The organism is Actinomadura sp. NPDC048394, from assembly GCF_040651755.1.
Classification (GTDB): Bacteria; Actinomycetota; Actinomycetes; order Streptosporangiales; family Streptosporangiaceae; genus Spirillospora; species Spirillospora montaniterrae.
On record NZ_JBEZJL010000013.1, the window covers coordinates 1 to 21,123 of the forward strand.

20 protein-coding genes are annotated in these 21,123 nt (G+C 73.3%); 5 read left to right on the top strand and 15 right to left on the bottom strand.

Annotated features, from left to right (window positions below):
• Positions 1-199: 199 nt before the first annotated feature.
• Positions 200-910, bottom strand: coding sequence for a VOC family protein (locus tag AB0C78_RS11035; protein WP_360745151.1), 711 nt, complete (start codon positions 908-910; stop codon positions 200-202).
• A gap of 181 nt (positions 911-1,091) precedes the next feature.
• A complete protein-coding gene (locus tag AB0C78_RS11040; RefSeq protein WP_151543452.1) occupies positions 1,092-1,340 on the bottom strand; it encodes an SCO4226 family nickel-binding protein in 249 nt (82 codons plus the stop codon).
• A 255-nt stretch (positions 1,341-1,595) separates the two neighbouring features.
• Here AB0C78_RS11040 and serB point away from each other — a divergent pair, with 255 nt between their 5' ends.
• A complete protein-coding gene (gene serB, locus AB0C78_RS11045) occupies positions 1,596-2,804 on the top strand; it encodes a phosphoserine phosphatase SerB (protein ID WP_360745155.1) in 1,209 nt (402 codons plus the stop codon).
• A gap of 39 nt (positions 2,805-2,843) precedes the next feature.
• On the opposite strand, the gene AB0C78_RS11050 is transcribed toward serB, so the two are convergent.
• Together AB0C78_RS11050 and AB0C78_RS11055 are read right to left on the bottom strand one after the other, a co-directional pair.
• Entirely contained in the window at positions 2,844-3,683 is an 840-nt protein-coding gene (locus AB0C78_RS11050) for a MerR family transcriptional regulator (RefSeq protein WP_360745158.1), read from the bottom strand.
• Positions 3,680-4,171, bottom strand: coding sequence for a VOC family protein (locus tag AB0C78_RS11055; protein ID WP_360745161.1), 492 nt, complete (start codon positions 4,169-4,171; stop codon positions 3,680-3,682). Before AB0C78_RS11055 ends, AB0C78_RS11050 begins: the two co-directional genes overlap by 4 nt.
• 137 nt (positions 4,172-4,308) lie before the next feature.
• On the opposite strand from AB0C78_RS11055, the gene AB0C78_RS11060 reads away from it, so the two are divergent.
• Together AB0C78_RS11060 and AB0C78_RS11065 are read left to right on the top strand one after the other, a co-directional pair.
• On the top strand, positions 4,309-4,797 hold the full coding sequence (locus AB0C78_RS11060) for an isochorismatase family protein (RefSeq protein WP_360745164.1): 489 nt from the start codon (positions 4,309-4,311) through the stop codon (positions 4,795-4,797).
• A gap of 136 nt (positions 4,798-4,933) precedes the next feature.
• On the top strand, positions 4,934-7,183 hold the full coding sequence (locus AB0C78_RS11065; RefSeq protein WP_360745166.1) for an FUSC family protein: 2,250 nt from the start codon (positions 4,934-4,936) through the stop codon (positions 7,181-7,183).
• Positions 7,184-7,210: 27 nt separating this feature from the next.
• On the opposite strand, the gene AB0C78_RS11070 is transcribed toward AB0C78_RS11065, so the two are convergent.
• The 3 genes from AB0C78_RS11070 to AB0C78_RS11080 form a co-directional block, all read right to left on the bottom strand.
• The gene (locus tag AB0C78_RS11070; protein ID WP_360745169.1) at positions 7,211-7,684 is read right to left on the bottom strand and encodes a histidine phosphatase family protein; all 474 of its coding nucleotides are present in this window, start codon (positions 7,682-7,684) and stop codon (positions 7,211-7,213) included.
• Between the two features lie 345 nt (positions 7,685-8,029).
• Positions 8,030-10,510, bottom strand: a complete 2,481-nt coding sequence (locus tag AB0C78_RS11075) for a sodium-translocating pyrophosphatase (RefSeq protein ID WP_360745172.1) — start codon at positions 10,508-10,510, stop codon at positions 8,030-8,032.
• 443 nt (positions 10,511-10,953) lie between these two features.
• A complete protein-coding gene (locus tag AB0C78_RS11080) occupies positions 10,954-11,910 on the bottom strand; it encodes an AraC family transcriptional regulator (RefSeq protein WP_360745175.1) in 957 nt (318 codons plus the stop codon).
• 124 nt (positions 11,911-12,034) lie between these two features.
• On the opposite strand from AB0C78_RS11080, the gene AB0C78_RS11085 reads away from it, so the two are divergent.
• Positions 12,035-12,967: an NADP-dependent oxidoreductase gene (locus AB0C78_RS11085; protein ID WP_360745178.1), complete on the top strand. Its 933-nt coding sequence runs from the start codon at positions 12,035-12,037 to the stop codon at positions 12,965-12,967.
• 205 nt (positions 12,968-13,172) lie between these two features.
• Here the strand turns inward: AB0C78_RS11085 and AB0C78_RS11090 are convergent, their stop codons facing one another.
• On the bottom strand, positions 13,173-13,613 hold the full coding sequence (locus AB0C78_RS11090) for an ATP-binding protein (RefSeq protein ID WP_360745181.1): 441 nt from the start codon (positions 13,611-13,613) through the stop codon (positions 13,173-13,175).
• 16 nt (positions 13,614-13,629) lie between these two features.
• The gene (locus AB0C78_RS11095; RefSeq protein ID WP_021597910.1) at positions 13,630-13,983 is read right to left on the bottom strand and encodes an STAS domain-containing protein; all 354 of its coding nucleotides are present in this window, start codon (positions 13,981-13,983) and stop codon (positions 13,630-13,632) included.
• A 248-nt stretch (positions 13,984-14,231) separates the two neighbouring features.
• Between AB0C78_RS11095 and AB0C78_RS11100 the strand changes: the two genes are divergently transcribed.
• A complete protein-coding gene (locus AB0C78_RS11100; RefSeq protein ID WP_151543230.1) occupies positions 14,232-16,538 on the top strand; it encodes a DEAD/DEAH box helicase in 2,307 nt (768 codons plus the stop codon).
• Between the two features lie 78 nt (positions 16,539-16,616).
• Here the strand turns inward: AB0C78_RS11100 and AB0C78_RS11105 are convergent, their stop codons facing one another.
• The 6 genes from AB0C78_RS11105 to AB0C78_RS11130 all read right to left on the bottom strand — a co-directional run bounded on the left by AB0C78_RS11105 (position 16,617) and on the right by AB0C78_RS11130 (position 20,726).
• Complete coding sequence (locus AB0C78_RS11105) at positions 16,617-16,988, bottom strand: hypothetical protein (protein ID WP_151543229.1); 372 nt, start codon at positions 16,986-16,988, stop codon at positions 16,617-16,619.
• 187 nt (positions 16,989-17,175) lie between these two features.
• Positions 17,176-18,453 carry a hypothetical protein gene (locus AB0C78_RS11110; RefSeq protein WP_360745184.1) on the bottom strand — a complete coding sequence of 426 codons (1,278 nt, stop codon included), beginning with the start codon at positions 18,451-18,453 and terminating at the stop codon, positions 17,176-17,178.
• A 177-nt stretch (positions 18,454-18,630) separates the two neighbouring features.
• Positions 18,631-19,194: an Rv3654c family TadE-like protein gene (locus AB0C78_RS11115; protein WP_360745540.1), complete on the bottom strand. Its 564-nt coding sequence runs from the start codon at positions 19,192-19,194 to the stop codon at positions 18,631-18,633.
• Between the two features lie 123 nt (positions 19,195-19,317).
• Positions 19,318-19,770 (bottom strand): TadE family type IV pilus minor pilin, encoded by a 453-nt coding sequence (locus AB0C78_RS11120; protein ID WP_360745187.1) that lies wholly within the window; start codon positions 19,768-19,770, stop codon positions 19,318-19,320.
• Entirely contained in the window at positions 19,767-19,961 is a 195-nt protein-coding gene (locus tag AB0C78_RS11125; RefSeq protein ID WP_360745190.1) for a DUF4244 domain-containing protein, read from the bottom strand. Before AB0C78_RS11125 ends, AB0C78_RS11120 begins: the two co-directional genes overlap by 4 nt.
• 108 nt (positions 19,962-20,069) lie before the next feature.
• The gene (locus AB0C78_RS11130; protein ID WP_360745193.1) at positions 20,070-20,726 is read right to left on the bottom strand and encodes a type II secretion system F family protein; all 657 of its coding nucleotides are present in this window, start codon (positions 20,724-20,726) and stop codon (positions 20,070-20,072) included.
• Positions 20,727-21,123: the final 397 nt, after the last annotated feature.

The window sequence follows — 21,123 nt, forward strand, 5'->3', positions numbered from 1 at the left end:
CCATCGCGAAGCGACGCCGAAGGCGCCCTTGACTTTGGAGGGGCGGCCCCGTACGCAAGCGCCACCCCACCACCCGAACACCCCTCTTGCGATTCGCCCGAACACCCAACCGCACCAAAGACACGAATCTGGCTGGGGGCAATCCAAACAGCCTTTGGAATGTCGAACTTTGAGAGAACCAGGTCGGGCGCCGACCCGCTCAGCGAGGGGTGAGCAGGCAGAACTCGTTACCCTCCGGGTCGGAAAGGACCGTCCAGGGGACGTCGCCCTGGCCGATGTCGGTGTCGGTGGCGCCGAGCCCGCGCAGCCGGTCGCCCTCCGCGGCGTGGTCGTCGCCGGCGTACGGGCGGAGGTCGAAGTGGATGCGGTTCAGCCCGGTCTTCTCGTCGGGCGTGCGGATGAACTCGAGGTACGGCCCGAGGCCCGTGGCGGAGCGCATCCTCGCGAGATCGTCGGTCACCTCGTGGACGGTCCAGTCGATCGCCTGGTCCCAGAACCGGACCATGGCGCGCGGGTCCGCGCAGTCGACCACCAGCGCCGCGATCGGCCCGGTGTCCCGGTAGAGCTCCCGGGGCTCCAGGACGCAGAACTCATTGCCCTCCGGGTCGGCGAGGACCGTCCAAGGAACGTCGCCCTGGCCGATGTCGACGGGCGTCGCGCCGAGCTTCTGGAGCCGCGCGACCAGTTCCGCCTGATGCTCCAGGGAGGTGGTGGCGAGGTCGATGTGGAGGCGGTTCTTGACCGTCTTGGGGTCCGGCACGCGGAGGATGTCGATGAAGAGCACGGCGGGGTCGGGGTAGTCGACGCCCTCGGGCGCGAGGTTGGTCACGCCGGGGCCCTCGCTGTCGGTGCCCCAGCCGAGCGCCTCCGCCCAGAACCGCCCGAGCGCCGAGTCGTCCCCTGCCTTCATCGCAATCTGAATGAGCCGTGTCGCCATCCGGCGATCCTATGTCCGGACTGGGGGCGTGCCGTTGTCCGGGCTGGCGCGTCGGGCGCGTCCCCAGAACCAGGTGCCGGGCGCGTCCCCAGAACCAGAAGGACCCGGACGAGAACCAGAAGGACCCCGGACGCCGGGGGCGCGCGGCCGTTGCTCAGAGGGCCAGCGTGACGCAGTGGACCTCGTCGGCGCGGTGGCCGGCGCGCTCATGGATGCGCTGGACGGCGTCGGCGTCCGGCGCCTCGGACAGGCAGTAGACCGTGCCGGACTCCGGGTCGGCCCAGGTGTGCTCGAAGACGACGCCTTCCTGGTCCTGGATCGCGAGGTCCGCCTCGTGGGCCTCCCTGAGCTGGTCGCCGGTGAGCCCGGTCATGCCGTGGTGAACGTCCATGAACTTGGTCATGGTTCCTCCCCCGATCTCGACGCTTCCGCCTCGGGGACGGGCTGGGCTCGCGATCAGTCCGAGCCCCGTTCCCGAGCCGATCGGACATTTCCGGCGTAACCGCCGTCACCAGCAGGTAAACCTCCCCCGCGGCGGCCGGCGGCCCCGGAACCCGGCCGCGAGAGGCGGCGGCGCGTCCGCGAAAGGCAGCGGCGTCTCGCATGGCGGACCTGGCGCACGAGGGGTGTCCCGCGGCCGGTACCGTTGTGGACAGCTATGGACGGGTCAGCACAGCGAACGCTGCTCATCACACTCACCGGACGCGACCGCCCCGGCGTGACGTCGCGGCTGTTCCGCACACTCTCCCAGTTCCCGCTCACCGTCGCCGACGTCGAGCAGGTCGTGATCCGGGGGCGGCTCGTCCTCGGGGTCCTGCTCGCCTACACCGAGGGCGCCGACATCGGCCGCGTGTGGAACGCGGCGGAGAAGGTCGCCAACGATCTCGACATGGAGATCGAGCTGTCCACGGGCCGGAACAAGCGGATGCCGAAGCGCGGCGGGCGGCTGCACGTCACGGTGCTCGGCGCCCCGCTGAAGCCCGCCGCGATGGCCGGGATCGCCGGGCGGATCTCCGCGCACGGCGCCAACATCGACCGGATCGAGCGGCTCGCGCAGAACCCCGTGACCTGCATCGAGATGGACGTGTCCGGCGCCGACCCCGACACGCTGCGGGCCGGGCTCGCCACCGAGGCCGCCGAGCAGCAGGTCGACATCGCCGTCCAGCACGGCGGGCTGAGCCGGCGCGCGAAGCGGCTGATCGTCATGGACGTCGACTCGACGCTGATCCAGGGCGAGGTGATCGAGCTGCTCGCCGAGCACGCCGGCTGCCTCGACGAGGTCGCGAAGGTCACCGAGGCCGCGATGCGCGGCGAGCTCGACTTCGAGGGGTCGCTGCGGGAGCGGGTCGCGCTGCTGGCGGGGCTCGACGCGACGGCGATCGACGACGTCCGCGACAAGCTGCGGCTCGCGGCGGGCGCCCGCACCATGGTCCGCACCCTGAAGCGCCTGGACTACAAGTTCGCGATCGTGTCCGGCGGGTTCACGCAGGTCACCGACGCCCTGGTGGACGATCTCGGGATCGACTACTCCGCCGCGAACACCCTGGAGATCGAGAACGGGAAGCTCACCGGGCGGGTGACCGGGCCGGTGATCGACCGGGCCGGGAAGGCGGCGGCGCTGCGCCGGTTCGCCGCGGAGGCCGGCGTCCCGGTGAGCCAGACCGTCGCGATCGGCGACGGCGCCAACGATCTCGACATGCTCCAGGCCGCGGGGCTCGGCGTCGCCTACAACGCCAAGCCCGTGGTCCGGCAGGCCGCCGACACGGCCGTCAACGTCCCGTACCTGGACACGATCGTCTTCCTGCTGGGGATCTCCCGCGAGGAGGTCGAGGCGGCCGACGCCGCCGACGCCGTCCGGCAGGACTGAGCCCCGCAGCCGTCCGGCAGGACTGATCCGCGCAGCCGGTCACTCCCAGCGGGCGGTGGCGGGGTCCACGCCGTGGCGTGCGGCGTTCGCGAAGATCGCGTCGCGGAGCCAGGCGGTGAGGCCCGGCTCGATCCCGTCGAAGTAGGCGGCGAAGCCGGGGTCCTCGGCGAACATCCGCCCCAGGCACGCGTGCATCGCGTGGGTGCAGTCGAAGTAGGTGGACAGCAGCCCGCGGTGCCGTTCGGCCAGCGCGTCCGCCTCGGCGGAGCCGGGGGCGACGCCGGCGCGGCGGGCGGCGGCGAGGGCGGCGTTGAGGGCCTCGGTGCGCGCCGCGACGTCCTTCCAGTCCTGCGGGGTCATCGCGGCGGCGCGTTCGGCGTACTGCGTCCACTGGACGGTGCCGCCCCACCGGTCCCGGGCGTCCCCGACCCACTCGGGCCGCCAGTCGGCGCCGAAGATCTCGACCTGCTCCTCGGGGGTGAGCCGCAGCCCGGCGTCCAGCGCCTCCAGCATGCGGTCGACGGCGCGGGCCATCTCCCGGAGGCGGCCCGCGCGCCGCTCCAGCTGCGCCCGCTGCCGCCGCAGGTGGTCGCGGGCGTCGGCGGACGGGTCGTCGAGGATCCGGGCGATCTCGGCGAGCGGGAACCCCAGCTCCCGGTAGACCAGGACGCGGTGGATGCGGGCGATGTCGTCGCCCGAGTACACCCGGTACCCGGCGGGGGTGTGCCCGCCCGGGCGGACGAGGCCGACCGCGTCCCAGTGGTGCAGCGTCTTCACGCTCACCCCGACCAGCGCGGCGGCCCGTCCGACGGTCAGCCCGTCCGCCTCGGCATGCGTCACCGGCCCAGTGTGCACCAGGCCGGTGACGGGCGCGCTCACGATCGCGGGACCTCCATGCCCGCCTCCCGCATCCAGTCGGCCTGCGGGCCGTCCGGGTCGAGGGGCCTGGCGGCCGTCATGACGACCCGCGCGTTCTCCGGCGTGACGACCTCCAGCTCGACGGAGTTCCACGGCTTGTCGACGGGCCCGCTCGTGCAACCCGGCACCAGCTTTTCGCAGGCCGCGGCGATCTCGTCGATCTGGCCGAGCACGCAGGCGAAGCTGACGCTCACCGCCGGCGCCGCGCCGGCGGGCTCGCCGGGCACCAGCAGGACGTCCTGGAACGCCCAGCGCCGCAGGTGGGTCACCCGGTCCGGGACGGAGAACAGGTCGACGAAGCCGAGCCCGCGGATCCAGAAGTCCTTGGACGCCGCGAGGTCGCCGGTCGGGACGGTGACGAACATGGGCATCCCGTAGATCTCGCGGTAGATCTCCGCCGGCTGCACGCCGGGCGCCGGCACGGGAACGGGGCTGATGTACTCGCTCATGGCCCCCGATCGTCGACCCTCCCGCGACGTCAGGGTCAACTCCGGCGGTGCCGGGGTCGACTCGGCGGCGGCCCGGGGTCAGCTCCGGCGGCGCCCGGGGTCAGCTCCGGCGGCGGTCCGGCCCTAGGGTGACGATCATGCCCTCCGCGCTCGTGCTCATCGACCTGATGCCCCGCATCGTCGCCCTGCCCCTCGCCCCTCACACCGGCGACGAGGTGCTCGCCCGGTGCCGATCCCTCGCGGCGGCGTTCCGCGCGAAGGGGCTCCCCGTGGCGCTCGTGCGGGCCGAACGGCCGGGCGTCGCGGAGCAGCCGCCCGGCAGCGGCCTCGCGGACGGGCTCGCCGGACCGGGCGACATCCTCGTGGTGAAGCGGACCGTCGGCGCGTTCCACGGCACCGACCTCCATGAGCGGCTGCAGGAGCGCGGCGCCACCACCCTGGTCTTCGGCGGGCTCGTCACGACGATGGGCGTCGAGTCGACCGCGCGGGCGGCCGACGACCACGGCTACGAGGTCGAGTTCGCGTCCGACGCGATGTCCGGGTTCGCCGCCGACGAGCACGAGTTCGCGGTGCGGCGGACCTTCCCCCGCTTCGGCACGGTCCGGAAGACCGCCGACTACCTGTGACCCCGCGGCCCGCGCCGCCCAGCCCCGGCCCGGCCCGGAACGATCATCGTGGGGGTTTTCGGGGTAGGAGTGGCGGTGTGCGGTCCCCGGCACCCGCCGGGGCCCGCGGGACGAGTCGGGAAGGCGAGCCGGAGCGGTGCTGAAGCGTGCGCGGTCGGCGTACGCCCAGATCAACGGGCAGTCGGCGCCGTTCTATGGGCTGGCGGCGGCGCTCGCCATGGCGATCCCGCTGCTGGTCGGGTCGCTGACGGGCCGCGGCGCGCAGGGCGCGATGATCGCGCTCGGCGCGTACCTGGTGGCGCTGCGCGCGCCCGAGGGCCCGTACGGGAACCGGGCGCGGGACCTCGCGAGCGGCGTGCTGATGGTCGCGGTCGGGTCCGCGGTCGGCGGTCTGCTCAGCGGGCACACCTGGCCCGCGGTGATCGTGGTGCCGCCGCTGATCGCGCTCGGCGTCGCGGTGCCGCGGATCGGCTCGACGGCCGGGCTCGCGGTGCTGCTGAGCGCGATCCGGCCGCCGTCCGCCGACGTCATCGGCATCGGGCTGCTGGAGCTGATCGGCGGGCTGCTCACCATGGGGCTGCTGCTGGTGCCGTGGCCGGTACGGCGGCTGCGGCCGCTGCGGGAGGCCCTCGCCGAGGCCGCCGACCGGGTCGCGGAGGCCATCGACGCCGTCGCGCAGGACGTCGGCGCGCCGGACCCGAGCCCGCTGAACGCCGTCGAGCTCACCAACCCCGACCTGCTGGCCGTCACCCGGATGCCGGACTGGGAGGAGCGGCGGCGCGCCGCGTCCGAGGCGCTCACCGACGCCCGCGCCACGTACGGGCTGTACCGGTCCGGGCGGGGCCGCGGCGAGCCGACCCGGCCGGAACGGCTGATCGACGCGCTGGGCCGTGTCCTGCACGAGACCGTCACGCTGCAGGCCGTGCTGGAGGCGGCGAAGAACTACCCGCCGGACCGCGAGTGGGAGCTGGAGACGCAGACCGCGGTGTCCGCGCTCGCGGCGCGGCTGCGGCTGCTCGCGGGCGCGATCGCCACCAACGGCGAGGCGCCGCTCGGCGGCGAGGAGTCCGCGGCGGTCCGCCGGATGGGGCGGCTGTCGGAGCAGATCCGGCGCGCCGGGCTCGCCGGCGACGAGGACCTCGTCGCGGTGTCGCTGATCGGGCAGGTGCGGCGCTCCATCGACCGCATCGCCGGTGAGGCGGCCTCGGCGCGCCGCACCATCGCGGGCGGCCTGCGGATCGGGATCGGCCCGCCGCGGATGCCGGGCGCGCCCGACCCGCGGTCGGAGCTGGCCCGGGTGCGCCGCGCCGTCCGCACCCGCTCCCCGCTGTTCCGGCAGCTCACGCGCGTGTACGTGACGGCGGTCGTGTCGATGGCGCTGGCCGCGGGGCTGCACATCCCGCACGGCCACTGGCTGACGATCACCGCGATGCTGAGCCTGCGCGCGACGTACGGGGAGACCGTCGAGCGGCTGGTGCAGCGCGTCGGCGGTACCGCCGCCGGCTCGGTGATCGCCGCGGTCGTGCTGACGCTGGCGCCCACCCAGCCGGTCGTCGCGGCGATCGTCTTCGTGTTCGCGCTGGCCGGGTTCGCGCTGCGGCCGATCAACTTCGCGTACTGGGGGCTGTTCGGAACGCCGCTGGCGATGATGCTGCTCGACTTCTCCGCGCCCGCCGACTGGCGCATCGCGGGCGAGCGGATCGGCCTGGTCGCCGGGGGGACGGTGCTGTCGTTCCTCGCCGTCCGGCTGCTGTGGCCCGCCGGTCACCTGGAGCGGCTGCCGGTGCAGCTCGGCCGGATGCTGGCGGTGCACGCCGACCTCGTCCGGGCGGCGGCGGACGTGGTGGGCGGCGAGCGGGTCCGGCTGCCGCAGGAGAAGGTCGTCACCGCGGAGCGGTCCGCCGAGGCCGTCGCCGAGACCCGGGACCGGCTCACGCACGAGCGGGTGCCCGACACCGCGCTGATCGGCCGGCTGCGCGACGCCGTCCGCGCCGCGCACCGCGTCCGCGACCACCTGATCGCGGTCTCGCGGGTGACGCGGGAGGAGGCCGTCGACGCGGGGCCGGTGCCAGAGATCCTGGACCGGCTCGCCGACCAGCTGGAGGAGGCCGCCGGGCTGCTGGAGGACCCCGACGACGAGGACCTGAAGTCCCGGTCGCCCGCCGCCGAGTTGGAGGAGGAGCTCGCCGACCTCGACGACTACCTGAAGAAGCTCACCAAGCGGCGCCGCGCGGAGATCAAGTCGGGCGTCGGGCGGGAGGAGTTCACGCCGCTGCGGCACGCGCTGGCGCAGGTGTCCGGGACCCGGTACACGGTCCGCTCGCTGCGCCGTGACACCGGACGGGTGATCAACGCGTCGCTGGCGGCGGTCGGGCAGGACTCCTGACGCTTCCGGTCCGGGGCGCCGGAGGGGTCAGTCCTTCGGGGTGCGGAACGTGACGAGGGTGCCGGCGCCGGGCCGCACGTCCGCCCACGCGCCCGGCAGGTCGATGACGGCGAGCGCGCACGTCGGGAAGCTGTCCGGGGCCTGCCCCGTCAGGTCGTGGACGAACTGGTGCACCGACGGGTTGTGACCCACGAGCAGTACCGTCCCGGCATCGTCCGGCGCCTCCGCGACCAGGGACGGCAGCAGGTCCGGGTCGTTGTCGTAGATCTTCGGCTCGAACGCCGTCCCGGCGGCGGGCCGGACGGCGAGCAGGTCGAGCGTCTCCCGCGTCCGCACGGCGGGGGAGCACAGCACCCAGCCGGGGGCGAGGCCCTCCGCGCGCAGCCACTCCCCGGCCGCCGCGGCGTCGCGCCGCCCGCGGTCGTTGAGGGCGCGGTCGATGTCGGCCGTCCCGAAGCCCGCGACGGCCTTGGCGTGGCGGAGCACGATCAGCGTCGGCATGACGCCAGCCTACGGCGCGACCGCCACCGGCAGGCCGCCGCCCTGCGGCAGGCTACGGCGCGAACAGCGCCGCCGGCCCGTCACCTTGCGGCGGGCTACGGCGCGACCAGCGCCGCCAGCCCCCACAGGGCGAGCAGGATGGCGAGCATCCCGCACAGCACCAGGGCGAAGCCCTTACCGCCGGACAAGGCCGGCTTCTCGCCGCTCGCCACAGCGCCTCCCGTTTCCTCGGTCCCGTTCCCGCGTACAGCGTACGACCGGTCCCGCGTGCTCCGGACACCACCCGGGGGGAACGCGGAAGGGGCCGGCGGCGCGACGCCACCGGCCCCTCGCGATCAGGACGGATCAGGACGCCCCGGCCGGGGACTCGTCCGCCTTCCCGGACGCCGCCGAGCCGTTCGCCTCGACCGCGACCGCCTCCTCGGCGGGCGCCGGCGCCTGCTCCGGCGCGGTCGCCTCGACGGCGCCGCCCTTCGCGTCGCCGCCCTCGACCGTGCCCGGGCTCGCCGCCCGGTCGCCGCCCGCGTCGGCGGACGGGGCGATCGGGTCCGCGCGGCGCTTGGAGACGACGATCGCCGCGACGACGATGCCGACCGCCACGACCGTCACGCCGGCCCGCAGCGCGTAGTTGTCGGCGTACGTCACGACCGCGTCCGCGATCAGCAGCGCGACCAGGTTCATCACCTTGATCAGCGGGTTGATCGCGGGGCCGGCGGTGTCCTTGAACGGGTCGCCGACCGTGTCGCCGATCACCGTCGCCTCGTGCGCCTCGCTGCCCTTGCCGCCGAGGAAGCCCTCCTCGACGACCTTCTTCGCGTTGTCCCACGCGCCGCCGGCGTTCGCGAGGAACACCGCCATCAGCACACCGGCCGCGATCGCGCCGCCGAGGTAGGCGCCGAGCGGCGCGTACCCGAGCGCGAACCCGACCGCGATCGGCGTCATGATCGCCAGCAGGCCGGGGGTGGCCAGCTCCCGCTGCGCGTCCCGGGTGCAGATGTCCACGACCCGGTCGTAGTCCGGCTTCTCGGTGTAGTCCATGATCCCGGGCTTGGTGCGGAACTGCTCGCGCACCTCCACCACGACCCGTCCGGCCGCCCGGCCCACCGCCATGATCGCCAGGCCGGAGAACAGGAACACCACGGCCGCGCCGATGATCAGCCCGATCAGCACGTTCGGGTTGTCGATCGACAGGTTGATGCCGTGGTTGAACTGCGAGCCGATCGCGTCCTTCGCGGACTTGGACGCGTCCGCGAGCGCGGAGTTGACCGCCGTCCCGAACGAGCCGAACAGCGCGGTCGCCGCGAGCACCGCCGTCGCGATCGCGATGCCCTTGGTGATCGCCTTGGTGGTGTTGCCGACCGCGTCCAGCCGCTCCAGCACCGACGCGGCCTCACCCTGGACGTCGCCGGACATCTCCGCGATGCCCTGCGCGTTGTCGGACACGGGCCCGAAGGTGTCCATGGACACGATCACGCCGACGGTGGTGAGCAGCCCGGTGCCGGCCATCGCCACCGCGAACAGCGCGACGGTGGTGTTGCCGAAGCCGAGCAGGAACGCCCCGTAGACGGCGGCGCCGATGACGAGCGCGGTGTAGACCGCCGACTCCAGGCCGAGCGAGATGCCGGACAGGATGACGGTCGCCGGGCCCGTCCGGGCGCTGTCGGTGACCTCCTTCACCGGCTTGCGGTTCGTCTCGGTGAAGTAGCCGGTGAGCAGCTGGATCGCGCTCGCCAGCACGATGCCGATGATCACCGAGCCGAGTGCCACCCAGCGCGGGTCGGCGTCCACGTTGTGGATCCCGCCGTCCAGGTCGGCGAACGACGAGGGCAGGTAGGCGAACGCGGCGATCGCGACGAGCACCGCGGAGATGATCGCGGAGATGAAGAAGCCGCGGTTGATCGCCGACATCCCGGACCGGTCGCCGTCGCGCGGCATCACCGCGAAGATGCCGATCACCGCGGTGATGACGCCGATCATCGGCACCAGCAGCGGGAACACCAGGCCCTGCGTGCCGAACGCCGCGGTGCCCAGGATGAGCGCGGCGACCAGCATCACCGAGTACGACTCGAACAGGTCCGCGGCCATGCCGGCGCAGTCGCCGACGTTGTCGCCGACGTTGTCGGCGATCGTCGCCGCGTTGCGCGGGTCGTCCTCCGGGATGCCCTGCTCGACCTTGCCGACCAGGTCGGCGCCGACGTCGGCGGCCTTGGTGAAGATGCCGCCGCCGACCCGCATGAACATCGCGAGCAGCGCGGCGCCGAACCCGAAGCCCTCCAGGACCTTCGGCGCGTCGCCCTGGTAGGCCAGCACGACGATCGCCGCGCCGAACAGCCCGAGGCCGACGGTGAACATGCCGGCGACGCCGCCGGTGCGGAACGCGATCCGCATCGCGGTCTTCTCGCCGCCCTCCTCGCGGGCCGCCGCCGCGACCCGCACGTTGCCGCGGACCGCCAGCCACATCCCGGTGAAGCCGGTGACGGCCGAGAACACCGCCCCGATGACGAAGAACACCGACCGCCCGATGCGCTCGCTCCAGGAGTCGGCGGGCAGGAGCAGCAGCACCAGCGGAATGAGCACCACGAAGACGCCGACCGTGCGGAACTGGCGTTTCAGGTAGGCGCTCGCGCCGACCTGGACCGCGCGCGCGATCTCCTGCATCTTCTCGGTGCCCTGACCCGCGGCCAGTACATCGCGTACCAGACCCGCGGCGACGGCCAGTGCCAGCAGGGCGATCACGGCTACGACGACGACCAGTGACAGGTCGCCGCCGCCGAGATCCACGTCTGCTGCTGCAGTGGCCGGGCTTGACAGGGAAAGCCCAGACATCCGTCCTCCTCGACAGGGGCGTTGCGATCCGACCGTCAAAAGACGATCTTTACCGCCTACCCCGCGAGTCCTGATTTCGAACGCCTCGCACGGCAGCGCGGGTGCCGGGAGTCTACGCAGGCGGAGGGCGAATGAGAAGGGCGCCAGACCCTTAATGAGGATGTCACGGAAAAGCAATCCGCATTACGCCGTAATTTGACCTTTGAACCGGGTCGGCCGTTATTTCAGCAGGTCAGTCCGGGTAAGCACACTATTACCCCGCGGCTGCCTTGACAGGGCCGCGGCCGACGTCGCCCGGCGGCGCGGCGCGCGCCGCTCGTTAATTAAGCTAGGCATTAACACACAATATGTCCAGGCCCAAATCCGGGCGATTCAAGATCATTCTTCGGAGAGAATCTCACACCCTGACGAGTGCTCCGTCCCGGGGGTCCCACCGGCGCCGTTCAGGCGGAGCGGGGGCGGGCGGCGGACTTGCGGTAGCCGCCCGGCGCCACGCCGAACTCCCGCTTGAACGCCTTGGCGAACGCGAACTCCGACGTGTACCCCGTCCGCTCCGCCACCGCGCTCAGCGGGTCGCGCGTCTCCCGCAGCAGCCGGCCCGCCGTCGTCATCCGCCAGCGCGTCAGGTACGCCAGCGGCGGCTCCCCGACCAGCGCCGCGAACCGCCGCGCGAACGCCGCCCGCGACAGCCCGGCGCACCGGCCGAGCGCCTCCACGGTCCACGGCCGCCCGGGCTCCTCGTGGATGGCCCTGAGCGCGCGCGAGATGCCCGGGTCGGTCAGCGCCGCCGCACAGCCGTCCGGGGCGTCCGACTCGTCCAGCCAGGCCCGCAGGAGGTAGAACAGCAGCACGTCGATCATCGGCGGGACGATCCCGTCCGCGCCCGGCCGCCCGCCGGACAGCTCCGCGCAGAGCAGCGCGACCGCCGAGCGCAGCTCCGGATGCCCGCCCTGCCGCGCCCGCACGTGGATCACCGGCGGCAGCCCGCGCAGCAGCGGATGCGGGCGCGCCTGGTCGAGGTCGTACGCCCCGCACAGCATGACGGTCCGCGCCCCCGGCCCCTCGATGGTCAGCTCGCCGAAGCCGCCGCCCCCGTCCGGCCCGGTGTGGAGCCGGACCGGCGTCGTGGCCGGATCGTCCGCGAGGACGTGCTCCCGCCCCGACCGCAGGAACACCACGTCGCCCGCGGCCAGCTCGACGGGCTCGCCCGCCTCGCCCGCCTCGCCGGCCTCGCCCGGCCCGCCCGGAGGGAGGAGCCAGCAGGAGCCCTCCAGGATCACGTGGAATCCGGGGCCCGCGACCGGACGAAGCCTCATGGCCCAGGGGGCGCGCGCGTCGGTGCGAGTCGCCGTCGGGAGGCCGGTCCGCATCGAGGCGATCACCTCGCTGAGCACGTCCATACCCGGAATGCTACGCGACCTGAGACGGACGGACATAAATCAGCGACTGAGAGATATTCAGCGTCTCCAGTCCACTCCGTAGCGTGATTGGTGTCAGGTTCACGCCCACACCAGGAGAGACATCATGCGTGCGGTCACCCAGCGGGCCTTCGGCGGCCCCGAGGTCCTCGAAGTCGTCGAGACCGAGCGTCCCGTGCCCCTGCCGTCCGAGGTCCTCGTCCGCGTCCGCGCGACGGCGGTCAACCCGATCGACGCCTACATCCGGGCGGGCTCGTTCCCGCTCCTCGGCGAACCTCCGTTCGTCCTCGGGTGGGACGTGTCGGGGGTCGTGGAGGAGGTCGTCCCGGGCGTGACGCGCTTCCAGCCGGGCGACGAGGTCTACGGCATGCCGCTGTTCCCGCGGGCCGCCGCCGGCTACGCCGAGTACGTCGTGGCGCCGTCGCGGCAGATCGCGCGCAAGCCCGCCGGGCTCGGCCACGTCGAGGCCGCCGCGCTGCCGCTCGTGGGCCTCACCGCCTGGCAGGGCCTCGTGGACGCCGCCGGAGTGCGGGAGGGCGACCGGGTCCTCGTGCACGGCGCGGGCGGCGGCCTCGGCCACGTCGCCGTGCAGATCGCCAAGGCACGCGGCGCGCACGTCGTCGCGACGGCGAGCGCCCGCAAGCACGACTTCGTCCGGTCGCTCGGCGCCGACGAGGTCATCGACTACCGGACGGCCGACTTCACCGAGGCGACCGGCGACCTCGACATCGTCTACGACGCCGTCGGCGGCGGGTACGGCGAGCGCTCGCTGCGCGTCCTGCGGCCGGGCGGCCTCCTCGTCACCGCCGTGGACCGCGAGGACGCCGCCCTCGCGGCGGCCGCCGCCGCGGCCGGGCGCCGCTTCACGGGCATCACCGTCGAGCCCGACCACACCGCTCTCGAAGCGCTGACGGCGCTCGTCGAGGACGGCCTGCTCCGCCCGCACGTCGCCCAGGTCCTGCCGCTCGCGGACGCCGCGAAGGCGCACGAGCTCGTCGAGTCCGGCAGCACCCAGGGCAAGATCGTCCTCACCCCCTGACCGCCCCCGCGTCGGGCGGGGCGGTGTGACGCGGGCGCCGGGCGCGAGGTCACGCCGGGCGCTGCGGGGTGACGCCGGGCGCTGCGGTGTGACGCCGGGGGCGGGGACGGCGAAGGCCCCGCCGGGGCGGGGCCTTCGCCATGCGGTCTGGGGGACGGGTGCGCGCTGCCTTGCGGCCAGCCAATTCCGCCCGGCCGCGGCCGGGTCAGATGGTCGCCTCGGCCTCCGCGGGCCAGCTCATCCTGATCTGGACGCCCTTCGGCGTGGTGGCGATCTCCACGTCGTCGGCGAGCCCGGCGATGACCGCCAGCCCGAGCTCGGCGGTGCCCTCGCCCAGGTCGAACTCCAGGTCGTCCTCGTCCGGCCGCGCCGGCGGCCCGCCCGCCGCGTCGTCGCCGGGCACGGTGTCGCTCACCGTGACCTCGAAGCGGCGGCCCGCGCCGGTCAGCTCGAGCCGGACGGGCTCGTCCGGGCAGTGCAGGCGGTGCGCCTCCACGGCCCGCGAGCACGCCTCGCCGACCGCCAGCCTCACCTCGTCCAGCAGCGCCTCGGCGACGCCGCTGCGGCGGGCCACCGCGGTCACGATCAGCCGGGCGGTCCGGACGTGGACGGGCAGCGCACTGAAGAACAGTTCAACGGTCGCCATCGTGGTGTCAGGCCGCCTACTTCGCGCCCTTGCGCTTCTCCTCGGCCTCGGCGATCGAGTCGTGGATGCCGAAGACCTTGGTCAGCCCCGTGATCCGGAAGATCTTGAGGATGCGCTCCTGGGTGCAGACCAGCTCCAGCGAGCCGTCGTGCGCGCGGACCCGCTTCAGCCCGCCGACCAGGACGCCGAGGCCGGTCGAGTCCAGGAACTCGACCTTCTCCATGTCCACGAGCAGGTGGAACTTGCCCTTGTTGACCAGGTCGATGAGCTTCTCGCGAAGCTTCGGCGCCGTGTAGACGTCGATCTCGCCCTCCACGTTGATGACGGTGAGGCCATCGTCGGTGGTGTAGTCGTTCACCTTCAGGTCCACAAATCCTCCAGCGCCGTGCAGCACAATCCGATCCCGCCCTCCGGGCTCCGCGGCGGCGGCCCGGGTGGCGAGACATCGCCGTGATTCAACCACGCTCCGGCGCGGCGCACGCACGTTATCGACCAGTCGGGCGAAAGTTCGCGCCGTCCCGTCTGACCTGCTGATCCACAGATGAGCACAGGGGGAACGGGCCCACCGGCGCCGGGGCGTTCCCGTAGTTTTGCCCCGGCTGGCAAACTGAAAACCTGATGCCCGCCCAAAGATCTTCAACCCCTCTCGACCGGCTGCTCGCCGACCCGTCGCGGCGGGACCGCATCACCCATGTGGAGCGCGTTCCCGCACGTGAGGGCCGTCGTGCGGGGTGGCCGTCCTGGTCGCCCCCGCTGCTCGTGGACCGGCTGGCCGCCGCCGGGATCGAGGCCCCGTGGGAGCACCAGGCCGCCGCCGCGGAGCACGCCCGCGCCGGCCGCTCTGTGATCATCGCCACAGGCACCGCGTCCGGAAAGTCCCTCGCCTACCTGCTGCCCTCGATCGAGGCGATCTATGCGGGCGAGGACGACCACCGCCGCGAGGGGACGATCCTCTACCTGTCCCCGACGAAGGCGCTCGCCGCCGACCAGCTCCGCGCGCTGCGCGGCCTGCGCCTCACCCGCGTCCGCGCGGCGACGTACGACGGCGACACCCCGCAGGACGAGCGCTCCTGGGTCCGCCAGCACGCCAACTATGTGCTGACGAATCCGGACATGCTGCACCGGTCGATCCTGCCCGGGCACTCCCGCTGGTCGTCGTTCCTGCGCCGCCTCCGCTACGTCGTCGTCGACGAGGCGCACGGATACCGAGGCGTCTTCGGCTCGCATGTCGCGCAGATCCTGCGCCGCCTCCGCCGGATCTGCGCCCGCTACCACGCCTCGCCCACCTTCATCCTGGCGTCCGCCACCACGTCCGAGCCCGCGTCCACCGCGTCCCGGCTCACCGGCCTCGACGTCGTCGCCGTCGACGACGACGCCTCCCCGCGCGGCCCCGCCACCTTCGCGCTCTGGGAGCCGCCCCTCACCGACCTGCGCGGCGAGCAGGGCGCGCCCGTCCGCCGCACCGCCACCGCCGAAGCCGGCGACCTCCTCGCCGACCTCGTCGTCGAAGGCGTCCAGACCCTCGCGTTCGTCCGGTCCCGGCGCGGCGCCGAATCCGTCGCGCTCGGCGCCAAACGCGCGCTGCACGAGGTCGCGCCCGCGCTCGCCGACCAGGTCGCCGCGTACCGCGCCGGGTACCTCCCCGAAGAGCGCCGCGCCCTCGAAGCCGCGCTCCGCTCCCGCTCGATCGTCGGCCTGGCCAGCACGAACGCCCTCGAACTCGGCGTCGACGTGTCCGGGCTCGACGCCGTCCTCGTCTGCGGCTGGCCCGGCACCCGCGCATCGCTGTGGCAGCAGGCCGGACGCGCCGGACGGTCCGGGCAGGCCGCCCTCTCCGTCCTCGTGGCCCGCGACGACCCGCTCGACACCTTCCTCGTCCACCACCCCGAGGCGATCTTCGGGACGCCTGTCGAGGCCACCGTCCTCGACCCCGACAACCCGTACGTCCTCGAACCGCACCTGTGCGCCGCCGCGTCCGAACTGCCCCTCACCGACGACGACGCCGCGCTCTTCGGGCCGTCCACCGCCGACCTGCTGCCCGATCTCGTCCGCCGCGGGTTCCTGCGCCGCCGCCCCAACGGCTGGTACTGGACGCGCCGCGACAAGGCCTGCGACCTCGCCGACATCCGCGGCGCCGGCGGCGCGCCCGTCCAGGTCGTCGAGACCGCCACCGGACGCCTCCTCGGCACCGTCGACGAGGCGTCCGCGCACACCACCGTGCACGACGGCGCCGTCTACATCCACCAGGGCGACTCGTTCATCGTCCAGACCCTCGACCTGGACGACTCCGTCGCGCTCGTCGAGGCCGCCGACCCCGACTACTCCACCACCGCCCGCGACGTCACCGACATCACCATCGCCGAACGGCTCCGCTCCACCTCCTGGGGCGACGCGACGCTCTGCTACGGCACCGTCGACGTCACCAGCCAGGTCGTCGCCTACCAGATGCGCCGCGTCCAGACCGGCGAGATGCTCGGCGAGAAGCCCCTCGACCTGCCGCCCCGCACCCTGCGCACCCGCGCCGTCTGGTGGACGCTGTCGGAGGCCCAGGTCGACGCCCTCGGCGACCTCGACCTCGCCGGCGCCGCCCACGCCGCCGAGCACGCCTCGATCGGGCTGCTCCCTCTCTACGCCACCTGCGACCGGTGGGACATCGGCGGCGTCTCCACCGCCGTCCACCCGGACACCGGGCTGCTCACCGTCTTCGTCTACGACGGCCACGAGGGCGGCGCCGGCTTCGCGGAGCGCGGCTACGCCGACGCGTCCGCCTGGCTGCGCGCCACCCGCGACGCGATCGCGTCCTGCGAATGCGACTCCGGCTGCCCGTCCTGCATCCAGTCCCCCAAGTGCGGCAACGGCAACGAACCCCTCGACAAGCAGGGCGCGCTGACGCTCCTCGCCGTCCTCCTGGAAGCGGCCCCCTGACCCGCCTCCAGCGCCCCGCTCGCCTCGACGAACCCGAGCCGCGTCAGCCCGCGCTGCCTTGGAACGACCGGGGCCCGGCTAGTTAGGCGCGACGCGCTGCGCCGGGACGGACGGCTGCTCGTCCAGCCCGCGCCGGGCCTGCGCCAGCGCCTGCTGCAGCTTGCGCCGCTCCAGCTCCAGCGTCTGCAGCGACTCCTCGTGCTCGTCCCGCAGATCCCGCAGCTCCCTGCGCATGTTCATGGTGCGCCGGAACCCGAGGGCGGCGATCCCCGCGCCCGCCATGAACACGATGGCGACGACGACGCCGGCCAGGAACAGGTGCCACTGCTGCGTGATGCCGGGCACCTCGTGCCCGAACGCGGTCACGTGGACCCCGCCGGTGTTGTCCAGGATGACGGCCACGGCCGCGACGATGGCGGCGAGCGTGACGACCAACCCCAAAATGATCATGCGGAGGGTCTCCTCTCCCGTGCCGGACGATCCGGGGGATCCGGCTGGCAAGGCAGCCTAGACCGTTCGCCACCTCCGTCCAAGACCGCACCTCCCGCCCCACCCGACGCATCCGGCCGGATGGTCGCAGCGGACGAAGGCGCGACGCGGCTACACGCGTCCCACCGGGGCAGGGCCGGTCACCCGGCTACTTGCGGCGGCGGCCGCGGCCGGAGGAGCGGCGCCTGCCGGCGGGCTTCCCGGAGGCCGGCTTGGCGATCTGGACGTCGACGCCGCCGGTCGTGCCCATGGTGGCCGGACGGCGTCCGGACCTGCTCTTCGTCTTCGCCTTGGGCGCCGCGCCGAGCACCATCGTGTCGCCCGGGCGGGCGCCCTTCGCGGCCGTCTTCACAGATCCCGTCTTGGCGATGGCCTCGGCCCGGGCGATCCGCTCGCGGGCGTTCTTGACCCGCTTGCGTCCGGTGCCGCCGCGCGCGATGCGCGCGGCCATCCCCAGGCTGTTCGCCCCGGCCTGATGGACGCGCAGCCGCCGCGTCCACGTCCCGAGGTGGGCCGCGACGATCAGCAGGATCAGCGCGATCCCGACGCTCTTGCCCCACTGCAGCCGGTCGGTCGCCGCGACGTTCACGGCCTTCGGCGCGTCCGTCGCGATCTGCGGCGCCGGGTAGGTGAGGCCGGGCGTCGCGCCGTCGGGCTGGACGGACGGCAGCGTGACCGGCGACTCGTTATTGAACGGCGTCAGCGGGGTGGACGTGCTCGGCCCGGAGGTCCCGGTCGGCAGCGACGGCGCGGAGCCGGTCGGAAGACCGCCGGTGGCACCGCCCGCCACGGCGCTGGCCGTCGCGGGGGACGAGTACAGCGACCCGCCCGTCCCGGTGGACCGCCTGGCCTTCACGGCGACCGAGACCGATCCGCTCGACCGCGTCAGCGACAGGCTGGCGGAGCAGTTCGTGCCGGAGCAGAGCGACCCCAGCGACCCGGACTTGGAACCCACCCCGGAACCCGACAGGGAGTAGCCGAGCAGGTCGTCCTCATAGCCGCGGTTCCACTTCACCACGACCTTGCTGCCGGACACGCTCGCGGAGACACCGGTCGGCGCCGCGGGCGCGATCCGGACGGTGAAGGTGTTCGAGTCGTAGATCTGCCCGGTGATCGAACCCTTGAGGTAGGCCTTGTACTTGCCGTTGCGGCGCAACTCCAGCGGGGCCGACAGGTCGCCCGCCCAGCTGCTCTCCTTGAGGAACGTGTCGCCGATCCCGGGGCCGTCGACGCGCAGCTGCATCTTCAGCGCGAAGTCGTAGTGCGCCTTCACGGTCACGCTCGACCCGCTGGTGATGACGGCGCCGTTCGCCGGGCTGATCACCGCGGTCGTCGCCGCGTCCGCGGGCAACGCCCCGAGGACCGGGATGCTCATCGCAAGGGGAGCCGCGAGCGCGACTGCACCGATCCTGCGAATGATGGTCACGGCCTCAATCCCTTCGACAGCGTCCTGCAAATCCACCCGCCGAGGACGACGCTCGCGGGGCGCACTGTGCCGAGTGATGACTATGGGCTCAGGGCAGCGTAACGTACTGGACGGTAGGAAAAATCACAGGAAGGTGACAAAGAGGTAGCGGAAACCAGGGCCACCTCACGCACCTCCCTATTGACACTCAGTGCAACGAGTCGCGCGGGGCCAGGTTACGCCGTCTCGCCCCACGGGGCCAGCCCGGGCCCTCGACAGGACACGGACGGCACCGCCCCCGAGCGGCACTCGCAGCGCCACCGTCACCGAGACATCGACGTTCTCCCCGCGCACCCGGCACCGCACCATCCGCGCCCCGGACCGCCTCGCGATCTCCTCCGCCCTCCCGCACGCGTCCGCCGCCCCGTCCGCGACTCGTGCCGCCGCCGCGAGCGCGGCGAGGTCCGCCGCCGCGTCCCCGCGATGCCGCGCGGCCCGCACCCCGCCGACCCCGACGGCCACCACACCGCCGACCCAGATGACAGCCATGAACGCCACCACCCAGATCGTCCCGGACCCCCGATCCCCCCGCCCCCTCTCCACCACCCACCGCCCACCAGCCCAAACCCACCCCCCAACCACCCTCACAACCCCACCCCCCAATACCTTCACGACTCCAACTCCCTCAACTGCCTGAACCTTCGCCCCCCGAACCCCTCCACCAACCGCTGCCACCCCTCTCACTCCCACCCACCACCGCATCTCGCACCCACCCAACGCCACCGCTCACCCTCCACCCCACCGCGACGCCCCACCGCGCCACGCAGCGCATCCCGGCACCGTGGTCCCGGTGGCGGGCGAGCACAGTGGAGGTGCTGCTGCTGGTCAGGTCGGGGTGGCCGGTTCGGTCCCGGTGGTCGGATCTGTTGGGGTGGTCGGATCTGTTGGGGTGGTCGGATCTGTTGGGGTGGTCGGATCTGTTGGGGTGGTCGGTTCGGTTGCGGCCGCTACGTGGGCGTGGACCGTCAGGGGCGGTAGGCCAGTCGCGGCCGGGGGTTCGACCGGGGCCGAGACGTCGACATCGACGGTCGCGGCGTCGCGGCGGATCGTCACCGTGGCGTGCGGCGGGACCGCCTTGGCCACCAGCTCCCGCACCGCGGCGAGGGATTCACCGCGTGCCGCCGCTCGCGCTCCGGTCCGGGCGGCGTCGGCGCAGGTGAGCTGGGCCGACGCGGCGGCCACACCCCAGAGTGCGATGGCGGTGACCAGCACCAGGCTGGGCAGCGCCAGCGCGATCTCGGCCGTCACCATGCCCCGGTCGCGGGCGCCGCGGCTCACCCCGCCATCTGCAGGGCCTTCTTGATGATCCCGGTGAGCATGGTGTGCACCTCCGGACTCTGGACGATCTTGAAGAGCAGGGTCGCGAACGCCGCGGCGGCGATGGTGCCGACGGCGTATTCGGCGGTCGACATCCCGCGGTCTCCGGAAAGGCGTCGCCATCTCCGCACCACCATCTGTATCGCCCGCATGGGGCCTCCTTGTTCTCCTTGTGGACGCCCGGTCGCGTCCGATCCCAGGCTCGTGCGCGGCGGATCCGCCCGACAGGTGAACCGCGTTCTGTGGATAACTCGGCGGGGTCACCACGGCAGGAGGATGGTCGAGGCGATCCCGGCGATCGCCGGCACCACTCCGAGCAGGACGAACGCGGGCAGGAAGCACAGCCCCAGCGGCGCGAGCGCCCGGACGCCCGCCGCACGCGCTCGCGCGGCCGCCGCCGTGCGCGCGACCCGTCGCTGGTCTCGGGCGAGGCGTCCGAGGGTCGGGGCCAGGGCCGCGCCGCTGGAGACGGCGCGGACGGCAGTGCGGGCCAGCGGCGCCAGGATCGGCTCGTCGGTCAGCGCGAGCCATGCCTCCACGGGGTCGGCGCCGAGACGGATCTGGACGGCCACACCGCGCAGTTCCTCACCGAGAGGTCCCCCGACCGCGTCCGCGACGGCCTCGACCGCGTCGTGCCATGGGGCACCGCCGCGCAGGCATGCGGCGAGGAGGTCGACGGCGACTGGAAGGTCCGCGATGAGACGCGCCTGCCGTCGCCGACGCTCGGCGCTCCCGAGCCGTCCGAAGGAGTACCAGACGGCCACAGCGACGACGACGCCCAACGCCCCGCCCATCAGCCCGCCGAAGGCCACCCAGCACAGGACACCGGCCACCGCCGACGCGGCCCGCCGCAACGTGGCCTCGCGTCGCCCGCTCTCCGGATGCCGCTTACCGTCGCCACCCTCCGCATCACGCACAACCCCTGAGCTATCCGGGGCGCGGCTCCACCGCCTCGCCGGCCTCGGCGGCTGCGTTCCTTGCGTGCCCTGCTCGAATTGCCCATCGAGCCTGCGTCCCGCTGTGTTCGTGCCCTTCGGCGAGAGAAAGCCCGCCACCGCAGCGCAGAGCATCACCGTCAACGTCACCATCGTTCCTCCATCTCTAGATGCCTCACAGCACGCCACCCCGAGAAGAGCAGCCACTCCCCGCCCTGCACTCGCTCGCACGTGCGGGGTCCTCAACAGCCGTCGCCCGATGCCACAGAAGCAATGCCGCCCTACCAACACAGCCGAGTCCCCAACGCGGCAGGTGCCCCACCGCCGCCGCGCCGCAGACGCGCGGCGTGGACGCCTGACGTGAACGCGTGACGCGGAC

Bases quoted from the DNA above. Each gene is read 5' to 3' on its own strand.
- AB0C78_RS11055 (WP_360745161.1), bottom strand. From the start codon at position 4,171: ATGAGCGAGTACATCAGCCCCGTTCCCGTGCCGGCGCCCGGCGTGCAG.
- AB0C78_RS11075 (WP_360745172.1), bottom strand. From the start codon at position 10,510: ATGTCTGGGCTTTCCCTGTCAAGCCCGGCCACTGCAGCAGCAGACGTG.
- AB0C78_RS11125 (WP_360745190.1), bottom strand. From the start codon at position 19,961: ATGCGGGCGATACAGATGGTGGTGCGGAGATGGCGACGCCTTTCCGGA.
- AB0C78_RS11085 (WP_360745178.1), top strand. From the start codon at position 12,035: ATGCGTGCGGTCACCCAGCGGGCCTTCGGCGGCCCCGAGGTCCTCGAA.
- AB0C78_RS11115 (WP_360745540.1), bottom strand. From the start codon at position 19,194: ATGCGGTGGTGGGTGGGAGTGAGAGGGGTGGCAGCGGTTGGTGGAGGG.
- AB0C78_RS11035 (WP_360745151.1), bottom strand. From the start codon at position 910: ATGAAGGCAGGGGACGACTCGGCGCTCGGGCGGTTCTGGGCGGAGGCG.
- AB0C78_RS11080 (WP_360745175.1), bottom strand. From the start codon at position 11,910: ATGGACGTGCTCAGCGAGGTGATCGCCTCGATGCGGACCGGCCTCCCG.
- AB0C78_RS11070 (WP_360745169.1), bottom strand. From the start codon at position 7,684: ATGCCGACGCTGATCGTGCTCCGCCACGCCAAGGCCGTCGCGGGCTTC.
- AB0C78_RS11090 (WP_360745181.1), bottom strand. From the start codon at position 13,613: ATGGCGACCGTTGAACTGTTCTTCAGTGCGCTGCCCGTCCACGTCCGG.
- AB0C78_RS11060 (WP_360745164.1), top strand. From the start codon at position 4,309: ATGCCCTCCGCGCTCGTGCTCATCGACCTGATGCCCCGCATCGTCGCC.
- AB0C78_RS11100 (WP_151543230.1), top strand. From the start codon at position 14,232: ATGCCCGCCCAAAGATCTTCAACCCCTCTCGACCGGCTGCTCGCCGAC.
- AB0C78_RS11105 (WP_151543229.1), bottom strand. From the start codon at position 16,988: ATGATCATTTTGGGGTTGGTCGTCACGCTCGCCGCCATCGTCGCGGCC.
- AB0C78_RS11040 (WP_151543452.1), bottom strand. From the start codon at position 1,340: ATGACCAAGTTCATGGACGTTCACCACGGCATGACCGGGCTCACCGGC.
- serB (WP_360745155.1), top strand. From the start codon at position 1,596: ATGGACGGGTCAGCACAGCGAACGCTGCTCATCACACTCACCGGACGC.